The organism is Achromobacter sp. FW305-C-28 (genome assembly GCF_058783235.1).
In genome coordinates, this window is sequence record NZ_JBYSYL010000003.1 from 698,994 (window position 1) to 719,661 (window position 20,668).

Here is a 20,668-nt window from a genome sequence, read left to right on the forward strand (position 1 = left end):
GTCCTTCAGCGTTCAGGTTTGCCCAGCAAGCCCCACGGGCGCACCACCAGCAGCGCGATCACCACCCCGAAGGACACGAAGGTCGATACCGCCGACCCATAGAACGTCGACAGCAGGCTTTCGCCGAAGCCGAACAGGGTGCCGCCCAGCGCGGCGCCAGGAATGCTGCCCATGCCGCCCAGGATGACGACGATGAACGCCACCATCAGCGGCCGCTCGCCCATGAACGGCGACAGCGCGTACGTCTGCGCATAGATGGCGCCGGCCACCGCCGTCATGAACACCGCCAGAAAGAACGCCAGCTGGTAGATGCGCCGCGTGTTCACACCCTGGGCCTGGGCGATCTCGATGTCTTCGGCCGCCGCCCGCATGGCCAGGCCATGGCGGGTAAGCGCCATGAAGCCCCAGAACGCCAGCAGCACCGCGATGGCCACGCCGATCACCATCAGCCGGTCGGCGGGAATGACCGCCGGCCCCAGCTGCACCATGGCGCTCAGCGCCGACGGCACCGAGCGTTCCTGCACGTCCCAGACCAGCACCGCGGTGTAGACGATGGCGATGTCCAGGCCAAGCAGGCCGATCATGCTCTGGAACATCTTCTGGTAGAAACGCCGGAACACCAGCCATTCCAGCACCAGGCCCAGGGCGGCCACCGTCAACGCGGCCAGCACGATGGCCACCACATAGGGCAGCGACCATTTTCCGAAGTAATAGAAGAGGGCGTAGCCGCCCAGCATGGCAAAACTGCCATGCGCGAAATTGACGACCTTCATGATGCCGAACAGCAGCGTGAACCCCAGCGCGATCAGCACATAGATCGCGCTCAGGCTCAGGCCGTTGACCAGCACCTGCGTCAGGACAGGTAGGGAGAACATGGCGATGCCTCGGACGGCGGGGCCGCGTTATTCGCGGGCCGGCGACAACGTCGCCAGGGCGTGCGGCTTGCCGTCGCGGATCTCGGTGACCCAGAACCGGTTCAGCAGCTGGTGGTTCACGCCGTAGGCCTTGGCGCCGCCCCACACCACCGGCCCGTAGATGCCGGCGTCAAAGCCGCCCAGGTTTTCCAGCGCGGCCCGCACCTTGTCGGTATCGGTGGTGGTGCCGGCGGTTTCCATTGCCTTGAACAGGATGCGCGCCGAGTTGTACCAGCCGGGCGTCTGTGCATTGATGACGCCGCTCCAGCGCTGCTTGTAGGCGTCGACGAAACGGCGCGCGGCCGGCTCGTTGAAGTCGAACACGTCGTACGACATGAAGCCTTCGGCATAGGGCCCGGCAATGTCCGCGACCTCGTCGATGCCGGGACCGCCCACCTGCCAGATGATGCCCTTGAAGCCCACCTGGCGGGCCTGCTTGGTCAACAGGCCGGCTTCGCCCGGCGCGTTCAGATTCAGATCCAGCACGTCGACGCCCTGGGCCAGCATCCGGGTCAGGAGCGGCGCGAATTCCTTGGACCCGCGCTCGTAGCTTTCCGACCAGACGGTGTAGCCGGCGTCCTGGTAGGCCTTGCCCAGCGTGGGCATGACGACCTGGCCGGTGGCGTCGTTGGGCACGATCAGCGCCACCTTGCGGGCCTGGGGCCGGTTTTCCTTCAACCACTTCACCATCGCCGGGCCGAACTCGACGTTGCTGTTCATGGTGCGGAAGTTGTAGCCGTTCTGGCCGCCTTGCTTGAGGATGTCCGGCGCATAGCCGTTGGACAGCATGATGACGCGCGCGTCGTTCACGATCGGCACCACCGCCATCACCGACGGCGTGCCGATCGGCCCGATGATGAACTTGACCTTGTCCAGGTTGACCAGCCGTTCGGCCGCGCTGCGCCCGCCCGTGGCGCTGTACTTGTCGTCATACATGACCAGTTCCGGCTTGTAGGTCTGGCCGCCGATCTTCAGGCCGCCCTGGGCGTTGACCTCGTCGATCGCCATCTGCACGCCGCGCTGCACGGCCAGGCCCCAGGCGGTGCCCCCGCCGGACAGCGGGCCGATGCCGCCGATCTTGAGCGTTTCCTGGGCCTGGGCGCCCAGCGCGGGCAACGTCAACGCCAGTGCAGCCAGCCATTTTTTCGTTTGCATGGTATTTCCCCTTGTCGATGCTGCGGTTGAATCTGTTCAGGCCGCGGACGGCAGGTCCAGCGCCTGGGTGGCGAACTTGGCGGCCGCCAGCAGGCGCGTGTCCTGCCCATACGGGCCGATCAGCTGCGCGCCGACCGGCAGGCCGCCCGGCCCGATGTCCAGCGGAAACGAAATGCAGGGCACGTGCAGCAGCGTCCAGATCGCGCCGTAGCGCGGCGAGCCGGCCGAGTCATACCCGGCCTCGGCTTCGCCTTCGGCGGCGGGGTAGAGCAGCACGTCATAACGGTCGAACAGCAGGTTCACCCGCGCCCGCATGCGCGCGGCCTCCTGCAGCATCAACGCGTATTCATCCAGGCCGATCTCGGCGTGCAGCCTGGCCGTCAGCCGGGGGCTGAGCTGGTCGGCGTGGTGCAGCCGTTCCGTCGCCAGCGACTGGCGGGCCTCGAAGGCGAATATGCGCAGTTGCAGGGCCTCCAGCGCCTCGAATTGCGGCGGCAGCCAGAAGCGTTCGACCTGCGCGCCCGTCTGTTCCAGGCGGGCCGCAGCGCGGTCGATGGCGGCGACGGTGGCCGGCTGGGCGTAATCCCACTGCCGCGACAGGCACAGGCCGATACGGGGCCGCAGGCCCGCCACCGCCGACACGTCGCGGGCGGCGTGCAGGCCCAGGGTGAAGAAGGCCGCGTCGGCCACGTCGCGGGCAATGACGCCCACGGTGTCCTGCGACGGGCTCAACGCCTTCATGCCGCCCGGCGCGATCAGGCCGAAGCTGGGCTTGTAGCCCACCACGCCGCAATACACCGCGGGGCGAACGATCGACGCGGTGGTCTGGGTGCCGAACGCCACCGGCACCATGCCGTCCGCCACCGCCGCGGCCGATCCGCTGGACGAGCCGCCCGGCGTGTGGCTGGTGCGCAAGGGATTGGTGGCCCGGCTGGGCGTCTGCGTGGCGAACTCCCCGGTGGCGGCCTTGCCCAGCAGCACGGCGCCGCGGTGACGGGCCAGGGCGATGCAGCCGGCATCGGCCGCGGGCCGGTGGCCGCGGTAGATGGGCGAGCCGTATTCGGTGGGGTAGTCGGCCGAATCCAGGATGTCCTTGGCGGCGAATGGCACGCCGCGCAGCGGGGCGTGCGCCAGTTGCGCGGCCTGGCGGGCATCGGCCAATGCGCGTTCGGGGTCGAACGCCACGAAGGCCTGGATCACGTCGTTGCGTTCGGCGATGCGGTCCAGGCAGGCCCGCACCACGGCTTCGGGCGTGATCTCGCCGCGGGCGATGGCGGCCGCCGTTTCGCAGGCGGTCCATTGATTGAGAGGCTTCACAGTGAGATCCATGAAAAAGGATGAGGTCACCGAGAACTCTATTGATGGGAGATTGGGTTGTCTAATACAATAAAAACGAGTAATTAAGTTGAATCTTGACCTAATTGCCGACCCGATCCCCGCCAACCTGGTCCCCGAAAACACCATGCCCCTGATCTCGCGTGCGCTACGCGCCTTTGTGGTGGTGGCCGAAGAGCTGCATTTCGGCAATGCGGCGGCCCGGCTCAACATCAGCCAACCGCCGCTCAGCCAATTGATTCGCCAGTTCGAGGCCCAGGTGGGCGCTGAACTCTTCGTGCGCTCGACCCGCTCGGTCAAGCTGACCCGGGCCGGCGAAGTGCTGCTGCAGCACGCCCGGCGGCTGTTGGCGGAAGGGGATGCCGCCGTGCACGCCGCGCGGCGCGCCGGCAGCGGCGATGCCGGCCGCCTGACGGTGGGCTTCGTCAGCACGGCGGCCTACCAGGTGCTGCCGCCGGCGCTGTCGCGCTATCGCGCTGAATATCCCGACGTCGAACTGGCGCTGGAACACGCCCTGACCGGCGAATTGGCCGACAAGCTGGCGGCCGGCACCATCGACCTGGCCATCTTCCGCCGCCTGCCGCGCGCCGAAGAGCCAGACTTTGTCTACGAACGGGTGCACCGCGAAAAGATGATCCTGGCGCTGCCGGCGGACCATCCCCTGAACCGCTACGAGCGGGTGCCGATGGCTCGGCTGGACGGCCAGGACGTCGTCGGTTTCCAGCGCGAGGCCTCGTTCTATTTCAACAGCGTGCAAACACGCCTGTTCCGCGACCACAACGTTCGGCCGCACATCGTCTACGAAAGCGTGCTGCCCACCTTGCTGTCGATGGTGGAATGCGGCATGGGCGTGGCGCTGGTGCCCGAATCGGCCGCCACGCTGCGCGGCACGGGCGTGCAGTACCGGCCGCTGTCGGGGCGGGCGAACGCCTTCGACGTGGATCTGTACTGCGCCCGCCGGGCCGACAACCTCAACCCCACGGCCCAGGCCTTTGCGCGTGTGCTGCGAGAATCGACACGCGACGCTACCCGCGAGCCGCCGACGCGCTGACGCCGCCGCGGTATGTGGGGCCTTGATTTATCGTTTTGAGCGAATAATCGTTCTCAATTTTTCATTGGATTTGAAGTAGACCGATTTCTATCATGACTCCCGTCACTCAGACGTTTCGGGAGAACAGCAGTGAATTCATGGGCGGTGGGAATCGATATCGGCGGCACGTTCACGGACGTGGTCGCGGTGGACTACGGGGCGGGGCGGCTGCACAGCCTGAAAGTGCTGACCACGCACGGCGATCCGGCACAAGGGGTGGCGGACGGCGTGGCCCGCCTGATCCGCGACAACGGCATCGACCCAGCGCACGTCGCCCGCGTGGTGCACGCCACCACGCTCTTCACCAACGCGCTGATCGAACGCCGCGGCAGCCCCACGGGCCTGCTGGTCACGCACGGCTTCAAGGACGTGATCGAGATCGGCCATGAACGCAAATACGATCTCTACGACCTGACCCTCGAAGCCGCGCCGCCGCTGGTCGAACGCCGCCTGCGCGGCGAGATCTCGGCGCGCATGAATGCCGCCGGCATGGAGATCGCCCCGGTCGATGCCGGCGAAGTCCGGGACGCGGTCGCCGGCCTGGTGGGGCAGGGGGTGCAATCCCTGGCGGTATGCCTGCTGCATTCCTATGCCTCCGATGCGCACGAACGCCAGGTGCACCAAATCGTCCAGCAGGCGTTTCCGGGCCTGGCCGTCACGTTGTCGTGTGATGTGGCACCGGTGGTGCGGGAATTCGAGCGCATGTCGACGGCCACGGCCAACGCCTATATCAAGCCCCTGGCCAACCGCTACCTGGACACGCTGCAGGCTCGGCTGGCCGACCTGGGCTTGCGCGCCGGGGTGCTCATGATGCTGTCCAACGGCGGTCTGTCGCATATCGACGAGGCCAAGCGCACGCCCATCGAACTGCTGGAATCGGGGCCGGCGGCCGGTGCGATCTCTGCCGCGCACTACAGCCTGCGCGACGGCCAGGAAAACCTGCTGGCCTTCGACATGGGCGGCACGACCGCCAAGCTGTGCCTGGTGGAACGCGGCCGTCCGTCGATCTCGTTCGGCTTCGAGGCCGCGCGGCAAAAGCGCTTTGCCGAAGGCAGCGGCCTGCCCGTGCGCATCACCACGGTCGACCTGATCGAGATCGGCGCGGGCGGGGGCAGCATCGCCCACCAGGATGCGCTGGGCCTGCTGAAAGTGGGGCCGCAGAGCGCCGGTTCCGAACCGGGGCCGGCTTGCTATGGGCGCGGCGGCCAGGCCGCCACCGTCACCGACGCCAACCTGCTGCTGGGTTACCTGAACCCCGCCTACTTTGCCGGCGGTACCGTCGCGATCGACCCGGTACTGGCCCGCGAAGCCGTGGGCGGTATCGGCGCCAGCCTGCAGCGCAAGGCACTGGCAGTCGCCTGGGGCATGCACGACATCGTGGCCGAGAACATGGCGGGCGCGGCGCGCGTGCACGTGGCCGAGCGCGGCCGCGATCCGCGCGATTTCGTGCTGCTGTGCACGGGCGGCGGCGGACCGCTGCATGCTTACTACGTGGCGCGCAAGATCGGCGTCAAGACCATTCTCTGCCCGCCGGCTGCCGGCGTGGCGTCGGCCTACGGCCTGCTGGTGGCGCCCGCGCGCGCCGACCGATCACGCACGGTCAGCATGCGTCCGAGCGAAGACAGCCTGGACGAGCTGGAAGCCGCCTACGCCGACCTGCAAGCGCAGGCCCGCGAGGCGCTGGCGCCGCTGGATGCCACGTTTGGCCCCGTCGCGCTTACCCGCCAGGCCGACGGCCGCTACGCCGGCCAGGGCTTTAACTTGACGGTGCGCATGCCGGACGGCCCCTATGCCGGCCCCGGCGCCCGCACGCCGCAGGCCTTGCGCGCCGCGCTGGTGGCGGCGTTCGAATCCGGCTATCGCGAGAAGTTCGGCCGCATTCCGCCCGATGTGCCGGTGGAACTGATGAACCTGCGCGTCACGGCCGAAGCGCCGCCGCGCCAGGCCTTGCAATGGCAGGCGCTGGCGCAGGGCGGCGCGCCCGAGCCCAAGAGCCGCCGCCCGGTGTACTTCCACGAGGCAGATGCCTATGTGGATACCCCCGTCTACGACCGCGACGCGCTGCGCAGCGGCTTCCAGGCCCGCGGCCCGATGTTGATCGAAGACGCCGGCTCGACGCTGGTCGTTGGCCCCAAGGGCCAGGTGGAACAACTGCCCACCGGCAATCTCGTGATCACGATTGAGGAACCGTAAATGCCTGACCTGCAACCCACCCCCCTGGCGGCGGCCGCCGACCCCATCTTCCTGGAAGTGTTCTGGACCCGCGTACGCTCGGTTGTCAACGAAGCCGCCAAGCTGATCGTGCGCACGTCCTTTTCGACGCTGTCGACCGAAGCCAACGACTTCGCCGTGGTCCTGACGGATTCGGCCGGACGCGCGCTGGCCGAGAACAACGGCAGCATTCCCTCGTTCATCGGCACCTTGCCGCGCACGGTGCAGGCGGTGATCGAACGTTTCGACCCGCGCGCCATGCAGCCGGGCGATGTATTCATCACCAACAATCCCTGGATCGGCACCGGGCACCTGAACGACGTCAGCCTGGTCAAGCCGATCTTCCACCAGGAGACGCTGGTGGCCTTTTCGGCCACGGCGGCCCACGTGCCCGACATCGGCGGCAAGATCCGCTCGGTCGATGCGCGCGAGCTATATGAAGAGGGCTTGCACATTCCCCTGATGCGGTTCCTGACGGCCGGCGAGCCGGACGAGACGCTGCTGCAACTGATCCGCACCAATGTGCGCACCCCCGAGCAGACGGTGGGCGACATCTGGTCGCAAGTGGGCGCGGTGGAACTGATCGGCGCGCGACTGCAGGACATCCTGCGCGAATACCGCCTGCCGGGCATCGACGACCTGGCCGGCGCGCTGTTCGAACGCAGCGAGGCCGCGATGCGCCACGCGATCCGTGCCTTGCCCGCCGGACACTACCGTTACGAGATGCAGACCGACGGCTTTGACGAGCGTTTTCGCTACGCGGTGAACGTACGCATCGGCGACGGCGAGATCGAATGCGATTTCGCCGGGACCTCGGCGCAGCAGCCGCGCGGCATCAATTGCGTGCTGGCCTACACCCGCGCCATGACCGTCTACGCCATCAAGTGCCTGCTGCTGCCGAACCTGCCGAACAACGATGGCCTGTTCCGCCCGATCCGCGCCGTGGCGCCCGAAGGCACCATCCTGAACCCGCGCATGCCGGCGCCCGTCGGCGGGCGCGCCTGCACCGGGCACTACGTGCCCACCGTCATCTTCGGGGCGCTGTACTCGGTGCTGCCGCAGCGGGTCATGGCCGGGGTCGGCTCGCCCCTGTGGATCGCCAATCTCAGCGGCACCCGCGCCAACGGCAAGCCCTTTGCCACCGTGCTGTTCTACAACGGCGGCATGGGGGCCACCGCGGGCAAGAACGGGGCGTCGGTCATGTCCTGGCCCAGCAATATCTCGGCCACGCCCATCGAGGTGGCCGAGCGCGAAGCGCCGCTGATGTTCCGGTGCAAGACGCTGCGCCAGGACTCGGGCGGCGAGGGCGCCTGGCGCGGCGGCCTGGGCGAAGAGATCCGTTTCGTCAGCACCCACGACACGCCGCTGTCGATCGTCTTCCTGACCGAACGGCTGAAGGTGGCTGCGCCAGGGCTGGGCGGCGGCGAACCCGGCGCGCTGGGCCGCGTGCTGATCAATGGCCAGGCCGTCGACAGTCGGCGTCCGCACGTCTTGCAGCCCGGCGACGAAGTCACCCTGTGCACGCCGGGCGGCGGCGGCTATGGCCCGGCGGCCCAACGCGATGCCGCCGGCCTGCGCCAGGACCGCCTGCAGGGATATGTTGCAGCACGCTGACCGCTCTTGAGGGCGGCAGCTTCTTTCAACGTAGCAAGGGGAAAACAAAAAATGAAGCGCATTGCATTGCAGTTTGCCCGGGGGGCCATGCTGGCGGCCACGATGACGTCGGCAACGGTGCTGGCGGCGGGCTATCCCGACAAGCCCATCCGGCTGATCGTGCCATACCCGGCCGGCGGCTCGACCGACGTGCTGGCCCGCGCCCTGGGCCAGAAAGTGGGCGACGCGCTGGGCCAGCCCGTCATCGTGGAAAACCGGGCTGGCGCCAGCGGCAATATCGGCGCCGCCTACGTCGCCAAGTCGGAACCGGATGGCTACACCTTGTTCCTGGGCACCTCGACGGCGTTGTCGGTCAACCAGAGCCTGTACGCCAACCTGCCGTACAACGCCCAGAAGGACTTCAGCCCGATCGTGCTGGCGACCCTGTTGCCCAGCCTGGTGGTGGTGAACAAGGCGGCCGCGCCCAAGACCCTGCAGGAACTCACGGCCCTGCTCAAGCCGGGCGGGGCAGGGGGGACCGTCAACTATGCGTCTGCCGGCGCCGGCACGCCGTCGCACCTGGGCGGCGAGCTCTACAAGCGCATGACCGGCGCCCGGGCCACGCACATTCCGTACAAGGGCGGGGCACCCGCGCTGCAGGACCTGATCGGCGGCCAGACCACCTACATGTTCGCGATCCTGCCGGAAGCCATGCCGCTGGTGAAAGGCGGCCAGCTGCGCGCCCTGGCGGTCACCACGGCGCAACGCCTGGCGGCCTATCCGGACCTGCCCACCGTGGCGGAATCCGGCGTGCCGGGGTACGAACTGATCGGCTGGTACGGCTTTCTGGCACCGGCCGGCACGCCCGCGGCCATCGTGCAAACGCTCAACCGGGCGTTCAACCAGGCCTTGCAGGACGATGGCACCAAGAAGAAGCTGTCCGAGATGGGCTTTGAAATCGCCGGCGGCCCACCCGACAGGCTGGCCGACATGATGCGCAGCGAAAGCCGCAAATGGAAATCCGTGATCGACGAGGCCGGCATCAAGCTGGACTGAGCTCAGCCCTGGCCGGTGCCCCCGCGCTTGCGCGCTTCCAGGATGCGCACGCCGGGGGGCACCGGCTTTTTGCGCATTTCCTCGCGGATGAAGCGCAGCAACTGTTCGGAACTGGGCGACAAGGACCGCAACCGCCGCGTGATCAGGCAGACCTCGCGCGCCAGCTTGGGACCGGTCAGTTCGCGGAACCGGAACTGGGCAAATTCCCCCACGCTGGCCGGCAGCGCCGGCAGGATCGAATAACGACCGCCGCACCGCAATACCGCGTACAGCGACGTCGTGCTGGAGATTTCGTCGCGGGTGCCGTCGAACAGGGCCGAATTGGGCGTGTTGGCGCGCAGGTAGGCGCCAATGCCGGTGTCTGCCGTGAAACCGACGTAATCGGCCGGGTCCAGCGCGTCCCAGCGCAGCGGGCCGCGGCCCGCCGCCAAGGCATGATCCTTCGTGCAGACCACGCCGTAGCGGTCTTCGAACAAGGGCGTGTAGATCAGGTCGTCATAGCCCTTGTGCCGGCTGGTCACCGCGAAGTCGATCTCGCCGGCCGAGACCATGCGCTCGACCAGTTCGGCGCCCGCGTCGCGCAACGAAATCGTGATGTTGGGGTAGGTCTGGCGAAACCCGTGAATGGCGTCGGCCAGGAAATGGTTGATGACCGACGCCGCCGCCGCGATGCGCACGTGGCCCTGGTGCCCTTTGGAGAACGCCTGCAGGTCGCTCAGGGCGCCATCGAACTGGCTGAGAATCTTTTCGGCCTCGACCTTGAAACGCACCGCTTCCTGCGTCATGGCGACCCGGCGGGTATTGCGGTCGAACAGCTTGACCCCCACCGATTCCTCGAACTGCTGGATGGTCGCAGTCAGGGAAGACTGCGTCAGGAACAGGCGCGCAGCCGCGACCGTGAACGAGCCGGCGTTGGCCACCGCCACGAAGCAGCGCAGATGGCGCAGGGAGACGTTTCTCAGCATGCGGGTCACCAGTAGCGGGCAGCCCAACGCCGCCCGGGATGTCTGGCCGGATCATATATTTGCAAAAACGAATAATCAACAAAAACCAATTATTTGTAGCGATGAAAACACTTGCCTAGAATTTCCAGCAGGCGGCTCTGCCCGCCATCGCCCACCGCGGCCCGGCCGCGCCTTTTCAGGAGAGTCGCTTGATGAACGCCAAAGGAACCCTGCAGATCGAATCCATGCAGGCCAGGTGCACGCCCGAGGAATGGGAGGCGCGCGTCGACCTGGCGGCCTGCTACCGGCTGGTGCACCTGTACGGCATGTCCGACATGATGGCCAACCACATTTCGGCGCGCGTGCCGGGCGAGGAGGGCGCCTTTCTCATCAATGCCTACGGCATGATGTACGAGGAAATCACCGCGTCCAGCCTCATCAAGGTGGACCTGGCAGGCAAGATCCTGGCCCGGCCGGATTTCGGCGACCTGGATTACGGCATCAACAAGGCGGGCTACGTGATCCACAGCGCCGTGCACGAGGCCCGCCCCGAAGTCGCCTGTGTCATCCACACCCACAGCTGGGCCTCGATGGCCGTCTCGTCACTGGCGTGCGGCCTGCTGCCCATCACCCAGACCGCGATGCGCTTTCTGCACATCGGGTACCACGACTACCAGGGCGTGGTGCTGGACACCGCCGAGCAGGCCTCGCTGCTGCAGGACCTGGGCCGCGGCGAAGCGCTGATCCTGCGCAATCACGGCGCCCTGACCGTGGGCAACACGGTGGGCGAGGCGTTCAACTGGATGCATCGACTGGAACTGGCCTGCCGTTCGCAACTGGCCGCCATGGCCACCCACAGCCCGCTGCAAGCCGTGCCGCATGCCGTGCTGCAGGAAACCTGGAGCAATTACCAGCCCGGCACCCGCCGGCCATACGGCAAGATGGAGTGGCCGGCGCTGCTGCGCAAGCTGGACCGCATGGACCCTTCGTTCCGGAATTGATCCCATGCCCGCCGTCGACCCTTTACGCATTCTGCTGTCGGCCCAGGCCTGGGACCGCCTGGGCCCGGCCATCGCCGCCACGCTGGGCCCGCGCCCGTTCGAAGCCGTCGTCGCCAGCCCGGTACGCGGCCAGGCGCCCGGCAATGTCGATCTGGCCTTCATTTCCCGCGACGTGACCGGCCTGTCCACCAAGCACGTCATCCAGGAAACCCTGGAAGCCTTCTACGAATCGCTGCGCCAATCGCCGTCGCTGCACTGGGTGCACACGCACTCGGCCGGCGCCGACCGGCCGATCTTTGCCGAGCTCAAGACCCGGGGCGTCACCGTCACGACCTCGTCGGGCGCCAATGCGGAAGTGGTCGCCCAGACGGCCCTTGCGGGCGTCCTGGCGCTGGCGCGCCATTTTCCGCGCCTGTGGCGGGCCCAGCGCGAACGCACCTGGGCATCGTTGATCGCCCAAGCGCTACCGGCTGACCTCGCCGGGCAGACCGCCATCGTGGCCGGCTGGGGCCCCATCGGCCAGTCGCTCACCGCCTTGCTGCGGGCGCTGCGGCTCAATGTGATCGTCGCGCGCAGTACCGCCGCCAGCGCCGGGCCCGGGCTGGAAACCCTGGCATTCGAAGACCTGAACCAGGCCGCGGCCCGGGCCGACTGGCTGATCCTGGCTTGCCCCTTGAGCGATCGCACCCGCCACTTGGTCGACGCACGGACATTCTCGGCGCTCAAGCCGGGCGCGCGCCTTGTCAACGTGGCCCGTGGCGAGATCGTCGTGCAATCCGACCTGGTGGACGCGCTGCGCGACGGCCGGCTGGCCGGCGCCTACCTGGATGTCTTCGAATTCGAGCCGCTGCAACGCGATTCGCCGCTCTGGGACCTGGACAACGTCATCGTCACGCCCCATTCCGCCGGCCATTCCGACGGCAACGAAGGGCGGGTCGACCAGATATTCCTCGATCACCTGCGCCGCTGGCCTTGACGCCGGCACGACGATTCATCGATAACGCTCCTACACCCATCCCCGCATCCCTTGCACAGGAACCCTCATGGCTTTCATCGCTTCAAGAATGGACCGCATCAAACCGTCGCCCAGCTCGATGGCGGGCCAGCGCGCCCGTGAATTGCGCGCCGCCGGCCGCGACATCGTCAGCCTGACCGCGGGCGAACCGGACTTCGACACGCCGGACAACGTGGCCCAGGCCGTCATCCGCGCCATGTCGCAGTCCAAGACCAAATACACCGACATCGGCGGCACGCCCGAACTGAAGGCCGCCATTGCCGAAAAATTCAAGCGTGACAATGACCTGGCCTACAGCGCCACCGAAATCATCGTCGGCAACGGCGGCAAGCAGATCATTTTCAACGCTTTGCTGAGCACGGTGGAAGAGGGCGATGAAGTGCTCATTCCCACCCCATACTGGGTGTCGTACCCGGATATCGTGCTGCTGGCCGGCGGCACGCCCGTATTCGTGCCCGGCCCACCCGAAAAAGGCTTCAAGCTGCAACCCGAAGACCTGGAACGCGCCATTACGCCGCGCACCCGCTGGCTGATGCTGAACGGGCCCAACAACCCCAGCGGCGCCGCCTACAGCCGGGAAGAATTGCAGGCGCTGGCCGACGTGTTGCTGCGCCATCCGCAGGTCTGGGTCATGACGGACGACATCTACGAACACATCCTTTACGACGGCCGCTCGTTTCACACCCTGGCGCAGGTCGAACCCGCCTTGCAGGCGCGCACGCTGACCATCAATGGCGTCTCCAAGGCCTATGCCATGACCGGCTGGCGCATCGGCTACGGCGGGGCGCCGGCAGAACTGGTACGCGCCATGACCAAGCTGCAATCGCAAAGCACCTCGAATCCGTCGTCCATCAGTCAGGCGGCCGCGCAGGAAGCGCTGTCCGGCCCGCAGGGTTTCATCGCCGAGCGGACGGCCATCTTCCAGACGCGGCGCGATGCCATCGTGGCGCAGATCAACCAGATGCCGGGCTTGTCGTGCCATGTGCCGGAGGGTGCGTTCTACGCATTCCCGTCCTGCGCCGGCGTACTGGGCCGCAAGACGCCGGCGGGCAAGACCCTGCAGACGGACGAGGACTTCGTGATGTACCTGCTGGACGAGGAAAACCTGGCCGTGCTGCAAGGCGCGGCCTATGGCGTATCGCCATTTTTCCGGCTGTCGTATGCGACGTCGATGGACGTGATCGACGAAGGCTGCCGCCGATTGAAGCGCGCTTGCGAGAAGCTGGCGTAATTCGCATTTCTGGCATCGCTGCGCGTCAAGGCTGTTGCGGCGGGCGCCGGCTACGGGGCGGCGCAACCGAGGATTCCGACCCGCGCGGCGATGGGCGCGCACCGCAGCCGCCGCACGGGCCGCAGCCCTGATCGCAAGCCGCATCCGCCGATGCTGCCGGCAGGCGGCCACCCGTCACTTTCTTGCGCAGCCAGGCGCGCAGGGCAGGCGACAGATGGCAAGCGAATGCGATGGCGCTGGCTGCCACCGCCATCGCCACCACGGCGTACTGCCAGACTTGCGTATCGTTGGCCGGCGTCATAGCAGCCACCCCGCAAGCCGGTAGGTCAAGAAAGACGCGGCATAGGCCAGCGCGAACATGTGGCCGAAAGACAGCGCCACGTTGCGCCAGTCCCCCGTTTCGCGCTTGATGATCGCCAGCGTCGACATGCACTGCGGCGCGAAGGCAAACCACACCATCAGCGACAGGGCGCTGGCCAGCGGAAAATTGCCGGCCAGCACGTTGCCCAGGGCGTCCTCCTGGCCCTCGGCTACGCTGTAGATCGTGGCCAGGGTCGCCACCGCCGATTCGCGCGCGGCAAAGGCGGGAATCAGGGCCAGCGTGATCTGCCAGTTAAAGCCAAGCGGCGCGAACAGCGGCTGCATCCACTGGCCCAGGATATTGGCGAAGCTGTACTCGATGGCCGGCCCCGTCGCCCCGGCAGGTGCGCCCGGGAACGTGGCGATAAACCACATCAGCACGGTCAGCGCCAGCATGACCCCGGTCAACTTCTTCAGGAACAGCCACGCGCGCGCCCACAGGCCGATGCCGATGTCGCGCCACCTGGGCAGACGGTATGCCGGCAGCTCCATCAGCAATGCCGCGGTCTGCCCGGCCGGCCGCAGGCGTTTGCCGATATAGGCGACGCCCAACGCCGCCACGATGCCGCCTGCGTACAACGCGAACAGCACCGCGCCTTGCAGATTGAAGATGCCCAGCACCGGCACATCAGGCACGAAGGCGCCGATCAGCAGGGCATAGACGGGCAGGCGGGCCGAGCAGGTCATCAATGGCGCCACCAGGATGGTCACCAGGCGGTCGCGCCTGTCGGGAATGCTGCGCGTGCCGACGATGCCGGGAATGGCGCACGCAAAGCTCGACAGCAGGGGAATGAAGGCGCGGCCGGTCAGCCCCACGGCCACCATGGCCTGATCCAGCAGGAAGGCGGCGCGCGGCAGATAGCCGGATTCCTCCAGCACCAGGATGAACAGGAACAGCACCAGGATCTGCGGCAGAAAACCCAAAACGGTTCCCAGCCCGCCGAACAGGCCTTCGCGCAGCATCGCCTTGAACGGACCGTCGCCCAGGGCGGCCGTGCTCCAGACGCCCAGGCCGCCGATGCCGTCGACGATCGCGTCGGTCAGCGGCTTGCCGATCGCATAGACGGCCTGGAACGTCAGGAACATGATCAGCGCCAGGATCAGCGGACCGAACACCGGATGCAGCGTCCAGCGGTCGATGCGGTCATCCACGGCGGTGGCGGACGCCGGCGTGCGCACCGTGTCCGCCAGGATCTGGCGCAATTCGGCCTGCGGATCAGCGGCGCGGGGCAGGGGAGCTTGGGGCGCCAAAGGTTGGTCCAGCTGATCCAGCAGCGCCTGGGCGCCTTGCCGCCGCACCGCGACGGTCTCGACCACCGGCACCCCCAGGCGCCGGGCCAGCTCGGGCACGTCGATGTCGATACCACGCCGCCGCGCCTGGTCCGACAGGTTCAACGCCACCACCATCGGCAGGTCCAGGCGCCGCATTTCCAGCAGCAATCGCAGGTGCAGGCGCAGGTTGGTGGCGTCGACGACCATCACCACCAGGTCCGGCCGCACTTCGCGGGGATAGCGGCCTTGCAGGATGTCCTGGGTGACTTGCTCGTCGGCGCTGGCCGCCGTCAGGCTGTAGGTGCCGGGCAGGTCAAGAATCCGCGCGCGCCGCCCGGCGGGCGTGGCGAAGAATCCTTCCTTGCGGTCGACCGTGACGCCGGCGTAATTGGCGACCTTCTGGCGGCCGCCGGTCAGTTGGTTGAAGAGGGCGGTCTTGCCGCAGTTGGGGTTGCCCACCAGCGCCAGCCGCAATGCGTGGTCAGCCATGGGGCACCTCGCGCTTGACCATCACGCGGGCCGCTTCCTGGCGACGCAGCGCGAAACGGGTGGCGCCGATGGCCACCAGCAAGGGGGACGCGCCGAACGGACCCCGGGCGGTCAGCCGTATCGGTTCCCCGTGGACGAACCCCAGGTCACGCAGCCGGTCTGCGATGGGGTCCGAAGGACGCTCCTGGACGATATGGTCGACCACGGCGCGATCTCGCAACGCCAGGTCGCAAAGACGTAGGACAGAATCAATCATGATAGGAATCAGAATGGCGATCGCGCGGCCGGAAGGGGCCAGGCGGTCGCGGGCAAGACGGGACGAACGCGCCATGCCTGGCGCGCTGCATGAGTGCGGATCAGCCGAGAGAGGAGGGCGGTGCGCGGGAGCCCAGCGGCGGCCCCTGCCCAGGCAGGGGCGGCAGCGCTTGCGACGTGGCAACCCCCGGCACGACCGCAACCGCCACCCGTAGCGGGGACGGCGCCAGATCGGACGGCGGCGGCGCGGAACCGTCGTGGGCAAGCAGCCCGTAGGGGCAATCCAGGCCGGAAGCCGACGGGCCGCCATGGCGGGACGTATCCGCGCGCTTGTCCGTCAGGGACAGCAATACCGTGGACACGGTGCCCGCCGACGTGCAAAGCGTGAGGGCAATGCGCCCGTCATCCCGGCCGCGGGGGTCCGGCATGTATCCCGGCGGCACGAAGCCGCGCAGCACCAGCGCCACCAGCAACGCCCACAGCATGCCATAGGCATGCCAGGACTTGAGCGCGAGGGATGGGCCCGGACGGGCGGAAACGGCCATGGCCGGATTCTAAGCCGAATCGACAGGGCGTTGAAACGGTAGAAAACGCCGCTGCCGCGTGCTAACGTATCGCCCAGCGCTCGGGCATTCAGCCCTTTGCGCCGTAAGCGTTCACGTCATCCAACGCGCCTGAAACCGCCTTCGCCGCGGTCGGGCGTGGCCGCGTGTACGCAGGGGCCAGGTCGCATCGGCGCAGGCGTTTCTCATCGGAAACGCTATTCATGGCTCAAGATTCCACCCCAACCCTTCCTCCGCCCGCGGCCAGCGGCTACGCGGGCAGACGCCGCAATACCCTGACCGCCTTGCTGGTGGCCACCGCGTTCTTCATGGAGAACCTGGACGGCACCGTGATCACGACGGCCGTCCCTGCGATGGCCCGCGACTTCGGCGTCATCCCCACCGACCTCGGCCTGGGCGTCAGCGCCTATCTCTTGACGTTGGGGGTGTTCATTCCCATCAGCGGCTGGATGGCCGAACGCTTCGGCAGCCGGCGAGTGTTCTGCTCGGCGCTGATCCTCTTCACCCTGGCGTCCCTGGCTTGCGGGCTGGCCGACAGCCTCTGGGCGTTCATCGCGTTGCGCGTGTTGCAAGGCATCGGCGGCGCGATGATGGTGCCCGTCGGACGACTGGTCCTGCTGCGCAGCACGCCCAAGCACGACCTGATGCGGGTCATGTCCATCCTGATCTGGCCGGGGCTGTTCGCACCGGTCCTGGGGCCTCCGTTGGGCGGTTTCATTACCGAGTACACGTCTTGGCGCTGGATCTTTTATCTCAACATCCCGGTCGGTTTCGCCGCGCTGGCCGCGGCCTGGCTGTTGATTCCCAACGAGATCGACGACACCCGGCGTCCGTTCGATTGGCAGGGCTTTTTCTGGATCGGCGGCGGACTGGCCAGCGTGTTGTGGGGCGTGGAACTGTGCGGACGTTCCGTGCTGCCCTGGCAGGAAATGACGCTTTTCCTGGGCGCGGGCGCGGCCATGCTCGCCATCGGCATCCGGCACCTGAACCGCCATCCTCACCCCATGCTCTTGCTGACACCGATCAAGCACCCGACCTATGCGGTGAACATCCGGGGCGGGTCGCTGTTTCGCATGTCGGTGGGCGCCGTGCCGTTCCTGTTGCCGCTGATGTTCCAGGTCGGCTACGGCATGGATGCCTTTCATGCCGGCCAGCTGGTGCTGGTCGTCTTCGCCGGCAACCTTGCGATGAAGATGTTCACGACGCCCGTGATGAAGCGGTTCGGCTTTCAGCGCATCCTCTTGTGCAACGGCGTGATCAACACGCTGGCCCTGGCAGCGTGCGCGCTGATCGGCCCGGCCATGAGCTTCCCGACGACCGCGGCGATCCTGTTCATCGGCGGGTTGTCGCGGTCCATGCAGTTCACCGCCCTGAACACCTTGGCGTTCGCCGACATGCCGCAAGAGGAACTCAGTGCGGCCAGTTCGCTGTTTTCCACGATGTCGCAGCTGGCCTTGGGGATGGGCATTGCGCTGGGCGCGATCGCCATTCGCATTGGCGAGTGGACGGCGCCCGTGCTGGGGGTGGATCAGGCGCCTGGCGCGGCCTATCGCCTGGCATTCCTGGTGGTGGCGCTGGTTTCCTTGATCGGCATGCTGGATCTGCTCGGCTTGAAGCGTGACGCCGGCAGCTCGGTCAGCGGCAGGTAGGCGCCATGGCAACGCGACGCCGACTTCTTGTCCGAGATGTTCAGCGCCTATCTGCATGATTCAGCAAGATCAGGGAGATTCGCGCATCCTAGAAGAGCCTCGGTCCATGGGGGCAAAATTTACGGAAGTTCGAGGGGCTGAATCAGTCGTGTCTTGGGTCAAGAACGGCAGTCGGATCCCCGTAGGGCGGCCGCGCCGGGGCAAGGCCGCCTGCGGGCTGCCCGTAATACGCATAATGTATATTATGTAAAGTAATAGATAGGCGGCAATCACCCAAACCGAGTCATTGCCGTCCAATTAAGCAAACTTCCGAGTGAAAATTAAGCAAGTCGTGCAAAAAAGGCAGTTTCTGACCGTTTCTGATAGCGGTGCCTGTACGCTCGCCTGCCGCCAGCGTGGCCATCGCTCGCATCACAAAACGCGGCAGGCCAATCGAACGCTTGGAATCTGTCGGGCCCTACATGCCGAAGGAAGCAATTCGCGCGCTTGGTCGGCAGTCCAAAGCATCTCGTCGCGGCAAGATGACCTCTCTAGTCACGGAACTGGCTATGCGACCGCAGATCTGCACTGCTCTGTTGCTCAAGAATCCACCAGCGTCTTGCGGACAATGGTCGTCTCTATTTACCAGAGGGCGCACCATGAGCATGTTCAGCCAAATTCTTAATCAAATAGAAGACCGCAAGGCGAGTGAACTAGCTGCGGCGCATGCCGCTGCAGAAGAGGTAGCGCGGAAGAAGGACGAGGCCGTCAAACGTGCCCGCCAACACTTTGACGAAATATCCATCTACGACTTCTTTGCGGCCGAGGTTAAGTCGATGGTGGAATGCGGCCTCATCTCTGCGGAATACACGCAGGACGCCAGTACGGATCGTGCGAGCGTGTTCGTGCGGTTCATACCAGTCAAGGGTAAAGCCGCAGCCCAGCCTGGTACAGGCAGCCATTGGAGTTTTTTGATTCAGTCGTACGGCGACGTCGTCAGAGGCTGCTATATCCCATCGCCCCGCGGCGGCGACGTGGTACTGGGAGATAACATCTCTCTGGATTCCTTCCAGTTACCCGAGGCTACGCAATGGTGGTCCAAGTTCCTTCGCGCGGCCCTAGAGTAATTCAATCGCAACACCTGGCGCGAAAGCCTGCTGTGTCGGTCGCTCGAGCGATCGCGGCACTGCCATCTCATAGAGGAAGATCAGTTCATGACGGCTGTATTGAACTTTGACGAGGCCAACTCAGGCCTTGATCTGATAGCAAATGGTGCTCTCCCCTCTCGACCGGAAGACGAGATACAGATCCTCGTCCACCGCCTCATCGAGCGGCTCCTGGACCAACTCAAGACCCAAGGCAGAGACGCCACGACGTCCGAAGATAAACACTTCCGCTCGGCGATTTCTGCATATAGGGTTGGTTCATGGGTAACAGCGATCAGTTATGCATGGCGGGCATCCCGCGTCGGCTCAACACCAATAACGCCGGGCATATTTGAACTCGACACATCGAAAACGCTTCGCGATGAGCTGGCTGAGGCCAAGCAGCAGCATAACGCCTCCTAAAGGCTAGCCTGGAGCGTTTTGCTAGAGCCGAAGTAGATTCCCGGCTCCGTGCCCTACCCTGCTCTTCCGATCATTGCTACACGAGCAACCGGCTATGCTGACCAGGCGGGTAGGCGTATCAAGTGCTAACTAGGCCCGCGGCCTTTGCCCACAGCGCGCTCCCTCCTCTGTCCGCACGACGTTTCGGTCAGGCTTGTTGATGCTATCTCAGCGGTGCGGGTCAGTGAAGCGTTCGGCGTAGATGATGGCGAACTGGTTCATGGCGGTCTTCCAGTCATGGGTAGCGCCACCCCAGCCCTCGGTAATGTTGCGCAAGACCAGCCAGAGCAACTTGGTGGCCGCCTCGTCGCTGGGGAAGTGGCCTCGTGTCTTGACCGCCCGTCGCAGTTGCGCATTGATGCTCTCGATGGCGTTGGTGGTGTAGATCACGCGCCTGATGGCCGGCGGGAACATAAAGAACGGGATCACCTGGTCCCAGGCCCGCCGCCAGGCATCGACGATCCGGCCAGTAGCGTTGTCCCCACGGACCTTGTTCGAACTCTGCCAGGGCCGCCAGGGCTGCCTCGACGGAGGGCGCGGTGTAGATGGGTTTGAGGGCCGCTGCCACCGTGCGCCGCTCCTTCCAGCTGGCGTAGTCCAGGCTGGCGCGGATCAGATGCACGATGCAGGTCTGTAGCGTGGTGAGCGGGAACACCGCGTTCAAGGCTTGCTCCATGCCCTTCAAGCCATCGGTGACCGCGATCAGGATGCCCTGGGTGCCGCGGGTCTTCAGTTCGTTGAACACCTTCATCCAGAACTTGGCGCCCTCGGTCTGTTCGATCCACAGGCCCAGGATGTCGCGCGTGCCGTCAGGCAGCACGCCCAGCGCCAGCTACACCGCCTTGTTGCGCACCACCCCGTCCTCGCGGATTTTGACCTCCCCCCTAAAAGTTGGACAGTTGATAACTGGAAAATTCCGGCGAAACTAGCCCCCAGGAGGGCGTCGCCA

Annotated in this window: 18 protein-coding genes and 1 pseudogene; 10 read left to right on the forward strand and 9 right to left on the reverse strand. The window is 66.2% G+C overall.

What is annotated here, in order from left to right; translation table 11 throughout:
* Positions 1–5: 5 nt before the first annotated feature.
* Genes AC3WMR_RS11980 through AC3WMR_RS11990 form a run of 3 tightly spaced genes read right to left on the reverse strand, consistent with a single transcriptional unit; the run spans position 6 to position 3,386 of the window.
* Positions 6–875 (reverse strand): branched-chain amino acid ABC transporter permease, encoded by an 870-nt coding sequence (locus AC3WMR_RS11980; RefSeq protein ID WP_175217229.1) that lies wholly within the window; start codon positions 873–875, stop codon positions 6–8.
* Positions 876–902: 27 nt separating this feature from the next.
* Positions 903–2,069, reverse strand: coding sequence for an ABC transporter substrate-binding protein (locus AC3WMR_RS11985; RefSeq protein ID WP_492263287.1), 1,167 nt, complete (start codon positions 2,067–2,069; stop codon positions 903–905).
* 36 nt (positions 2,070–2,105) lie between these two features.
* On the reverse strand, positions 2,106–3,386 hold the full coding sequence (locus AC3WMR_RS11990; RefSeq protein ID WP_492263288.1) for an amidase: 1,281 nt from the start codon (positions 3,384–3,386) through the stop codon (positions 2,106–2,108).
* Positions 3,387–3,474: 88 nt separating this feature from the next.
* Between AC3WMR_RS11990 and AC3WMR_RS11995 the strand changes: the two genes are divergently transcribed.
* The 4 genes from AC3WMR_RS11995 to AC3WMR_RS12010 all read left to right on the forward strand — a co-directional run bounded on the left by AC3WMR_RS11995 (position 3,475) and on the right by AC3WMR_RS12010 (position 9,354).
* Positions 3,475–4,455, forward strand: coding sequence for a LysR substrate-binding domain-containing protein (locus AC3WMR_RS11995; protein ID WP_492263289.1), 981 nt, complete (start codon positions 3,475–3,477; stop codon positions 4,453–4,455).
* Between the two features lie 129 nt (positions 4,456–4,584).
* A complete protein-coding gene (locus AC3WMR_RS12000; protein ID WP_492263290.1) occupies positions 4,585–6,687 on the forward strand; it encodes a hydantoinase/oxoprolinase family protein in 2,103 nt (700 codons plus the stop codon).
* A complete protein-coding gene (locus AC3WMR_RS12005; protein ID WP_492263291.1) occupies positions 6,688–8,319 on the forward strand; it encodes a hydantoinase B/oxoprolinase family protein in 1,632 nt (543 codons plus the stop codon).
* A gap of 51 nt (positions 8,320–8,370) precedes the next feature.
* Positions 8,371–9,354, forward strand: coding sequence for a Bug family tripartite tricarboxylate transporter substrate binding protein (locus tag AC3WMR_RS12010; protein ID WP_492263292.1), 984 nt, complete (start codon positions 8,371–8,373; stop codon positions 9,352–9,354).
* 2 nt (positions 9,355–9,356) lie between these two features.
* On the opposite strand, the gene AC3WMR_RS12015 is transcribed toward AC3WMR_RS12010, so the two are convergent.
* Positions 9,357–10,319: a LysR family transcriptional regulator gene (locus AC3WMR_RS12015; RefSeq protein ID WP_492263293.1), complete on the reverse strand. Its 963-nt coding sequence runs from the start codon at positions 10,317–10,319 to the stop codon at positions 9,357–9,359.
* 191 nt (positions 10,320–10,510) lie between these two features.
* Here AC3WMR_RS12015 and AC3WMR_RS12020 point away from each other — a divergent pair, with 191 nt between their 5' ends.
* From AC3WMR_RS12020 to AC3WMR_RS12030, 3 genes are all read left to right on the forward strand, one after another.
* Positions 10,511–11,299, forward strand: a complete 789-nt coding sequence (locus tag AC3WMR_RS12020; protein WP_492263294.1) for a class II aldolase/adducin family protein — start codon at positions 10,511–10,513, stop codon at positions 11,297–11,299.
* A gap of 4 nt (positions 11,300–11,303) precedes the next feature.
* Positions 11,304–12,275 carry a D-2-hydroxyacid dehydrogenase gene (locus AC3WMR_RS12025; protein WP_492263295.1) on the forward strand — a complete coding sequence of 324 codons (972 nt, stop codon included), beginning with the start codon at positions 11,304–11,306 and terminating at the stop codon, positions 12,273–12,275.
* Positions 12,276–12,342: 67 nt separating this feature from the next.
* Positions 12,343–13,545 (forward strand): pyridoxal phosphate-dependent aminotransferase, encoded by a 1,203-nt coding sequence (locus tag AC3WMR_RS12030; protein ID WP_492263296.1) that lies wholly within the window; start codon positions 12,343–12,345, stop codon positions 13,543–13,545.
* A gap of 25 nt (positions 13,546–13,570) precedes the next feature.
* Here the strand turns inward: AC3WMR_RS12030 and AC3WMR_RS12035 are convergent, their stop codons facing one another.
* The 4 genes from AC3WMR_RS12035 to AC3WMR_RS12050 form a co-directional block, all read right to left on the reverse strand.
* Positions 13,571–13,846: a hypothetical protein gene (locus AC3WMR_RS12035; protein WP_492263297.1), complete on the reverse strand. Its 276-nt coding sequence runs from the start codon at positions 13,844–13,846 to the stop codon at positions 13,571–13,573.
* On the reverse strand, positions 13,843–15,666 hold the full coding sequence (gene feoB, locus AC3WMR_RS12040) for a ferrous iron transporter B (RefSeq protein ID WP_492263298.1): 1,824 nt from the start codon (positions 15,664–15,666) through the stop codon (positions 13,843–13,845). Before feoB ends, AC3WMR_RS12035 begins: the two co-directional genes overlap by 4 nt.
* Positions 15,659–15,922, reverse strand: a complete 264-nt coding sequence (locus AC3WMR_RS12045; RefSeq protein ID WP_492263299.1) for a FeoA family protein — start codon at positions 15,920–15,922, stop codon at positions 15,659–15,661. The genes feoB and AC3WMR_RS12045 overlap by 8 nt, the downstream gene beginning before the upstream one ends.
* A 100-nt stretch (positions 15,923–16,022) precedes the next feature.
* Positions 16,023–16,466: a DUF2946 family protein gene (locus tag AC3WMR_RS12050; protein WP_492263300.1), complete on the reverse strand. Its 444-nt coding sequence runs from the start codon at positions 16,464–16,466 to the stop codon at positions 16,023–16,025.
* 221 nt (positions 16,467–16,687) lie between these two features.
* Between AC3WMR_RS12050 and AC3WMR_RS12055 the strand changes: the two genes are divergently transcribed.
* The 3 genes from AC3WMR_RS12055 to AC3WMR_RS12065 all read left to right on the forward strand — a co-directional run bounded on the left by AC3WMR_RS12055 (position 16,688) and on the right by AC3WMR_RS12065 (position 19,680).
* Positions 16,688–18,133 carry an MFS transporter gene (locus AC3WMR_RS12055; protein WP_492263301.1) on the forward strand — a complete coding sequence of 482 codons (1,446 nt, stop codon included), beginning with the start codon at positions 16,688–16,690 and terminating at the stop codon, positions 18,131–18,133.
* A 638-nt stretch (positions 18,134–18,771) separates the two neighbouring features.
* Positions 18,772–19,239: a hypothetical protein gene (locus AC3WMR_RS12060; protein WP_492263302.1), complete on the forward strand. Its 468-nt coding sequence runs from the start codon at positions 18,772–18,774 to the stop codon at positions 19,237–19,239.
* Positions 19,240–19,326: 87 nt separating this feature from the next.
* A complete protein-coding gene (locus AC3WMR_RS12065) occupies positions 19,327–19,680 on the forward strand; it encodes a hypothetical protein (protein WP_492263303.1) in 354 nt (117 codons plus the stop codon).
* A 207-nt stretch (positions 19,681–19,887) separates the two neighbouring features.
* On the opposite strand, the pseudogene AC3WMR_RS12070 reads toward AC3WMR_RS12065, so the two are convergent.
* Positions 19,888–20,596: pseudogene (locus AC3WMR_RS12070) on the reverse strand (IS256 family transposase); the annotation flags it as partial.
* Between the last annotated feature and the right edge of the window lie 72 nt (positions 20,597–20,668).

What these genes read in the sequence shown, in the direction of transcription:
- AC3WMR_RS11980 (WP_175217229.1), bottom strand. Translation starts at nt 875, where the DNA reads ATGTTCTCCCTACCTGTCCTGACGCAGGTGCTGGTCAACGGCCTGAGC.
- AC3WMR_RS11985 (WP_492263287.1), bottom strand. Translation starts at nt 2,069, where the DNA reads ATGCAAACGAAAAAATGGCTGGCTGCACTGGCGTTGACGTTGCCCGCG.
- AC3WMR_RS12005 (WP_492263291.1), top strand. Translation starts at nt 6,688, where the DNA reads ATGCCTGACCTGCAACCCACCCCCCTGGCGGCGGCCGCCGACCCCATC.
- AC3WMR_RS12010 (WP_492263292.1), top strand. Translation starts at nt 8,371, where the DNA reads ATGAAGCGCATTGCATTGCAGTTTGCCCGGGGGGCCATGCTGGCGGCC.
- AC3WMR_RS12015 (WP_492263293.1), bottom strand. Translation starts at nt 10,319, where the DNA reads ATGCTGAGAAACGTCTCCCTGCGCCATCTGCGCTGCTTCGTGGCGGTG.
- AC3WMR_RS12020 (WP_492263294.1), top strand. Translation starts at nt 10,511, where the DNA reads ATGAACGCCAAAGGAACCCTGCAGATCGAATCCATGCAGGCCAGGTGC.
- AC3WMR_RS12025 (WP_492263295.1), top strand. Translation starts at nt 11,304, where the DNA reads ATGCCCGCCGTCGACCCTTTACGCATTCTGCTGTCGGCCCAGGCCTGG.
- AC3WMR_RS12030 (WP_492263296.1), top strand. Translation starts at nt 12,343, where the DNA reads ATGGCTTTCATCGCTTCAAGAATGGACCGCATCAAACCGTCGCCCAGC.
- AC3WMR_RS12035 (WP_492263297.1), bottom strand. Translation starts at nt 13,846, where the DNA reads ATGACGCCGGCCAACGATACGCAAGTCTGGCAGTACGCCGTGGTGGCG.
- feoB (WP_492263298.1), bottom strand. Translation starts at nt 15,666, where the DNA reads ATGGCTGACCACGCATTGCGGCTGGCGCTGGTGGGCAACCCCAACTGC.
- AC3WMR_RS12045 (WP_492263299.1), bottom strand. Translation starts at nt 15,922, where the DNA reads ATGATTGATTCTGTCCTACGTCTTTGCGACCTGGCGTTGCGAGATCGC.
- AC3WMR_RS12050 (WP_492263300.1), bottom strand. Translation starts at nt 16,466, where the DNA reads ATGGCCGTTTCCGCCCGTCCGGGCCCATCCCTCGCGCTCAAGTCCTGG.
- AC3WMR_RS12055 (WP_492263301.1), top strand. Translation starts at nt 16,688, where the DNA reads ATGGCTCAAGATTCCACCCCAACCCTTCCTCCGCCCGCGGCCAGCGGC.
- AC3WMR_RS12060 (WP_492263302.1), top strand. Translation starts at nt 18,772, where the DNA reads ATGAGCATGTTCAGCCAAATTCTTAATCAAATAGAAGACCGCAAGGCG.
- AC3WMR_RS12065 (WP_492263303.1), top strand. Translation starts at nt 19,327, where the DNA reads ATGACGGCTGTATTGAACTTTGACGAGGCCAACTCAGGCCTTGATCTG.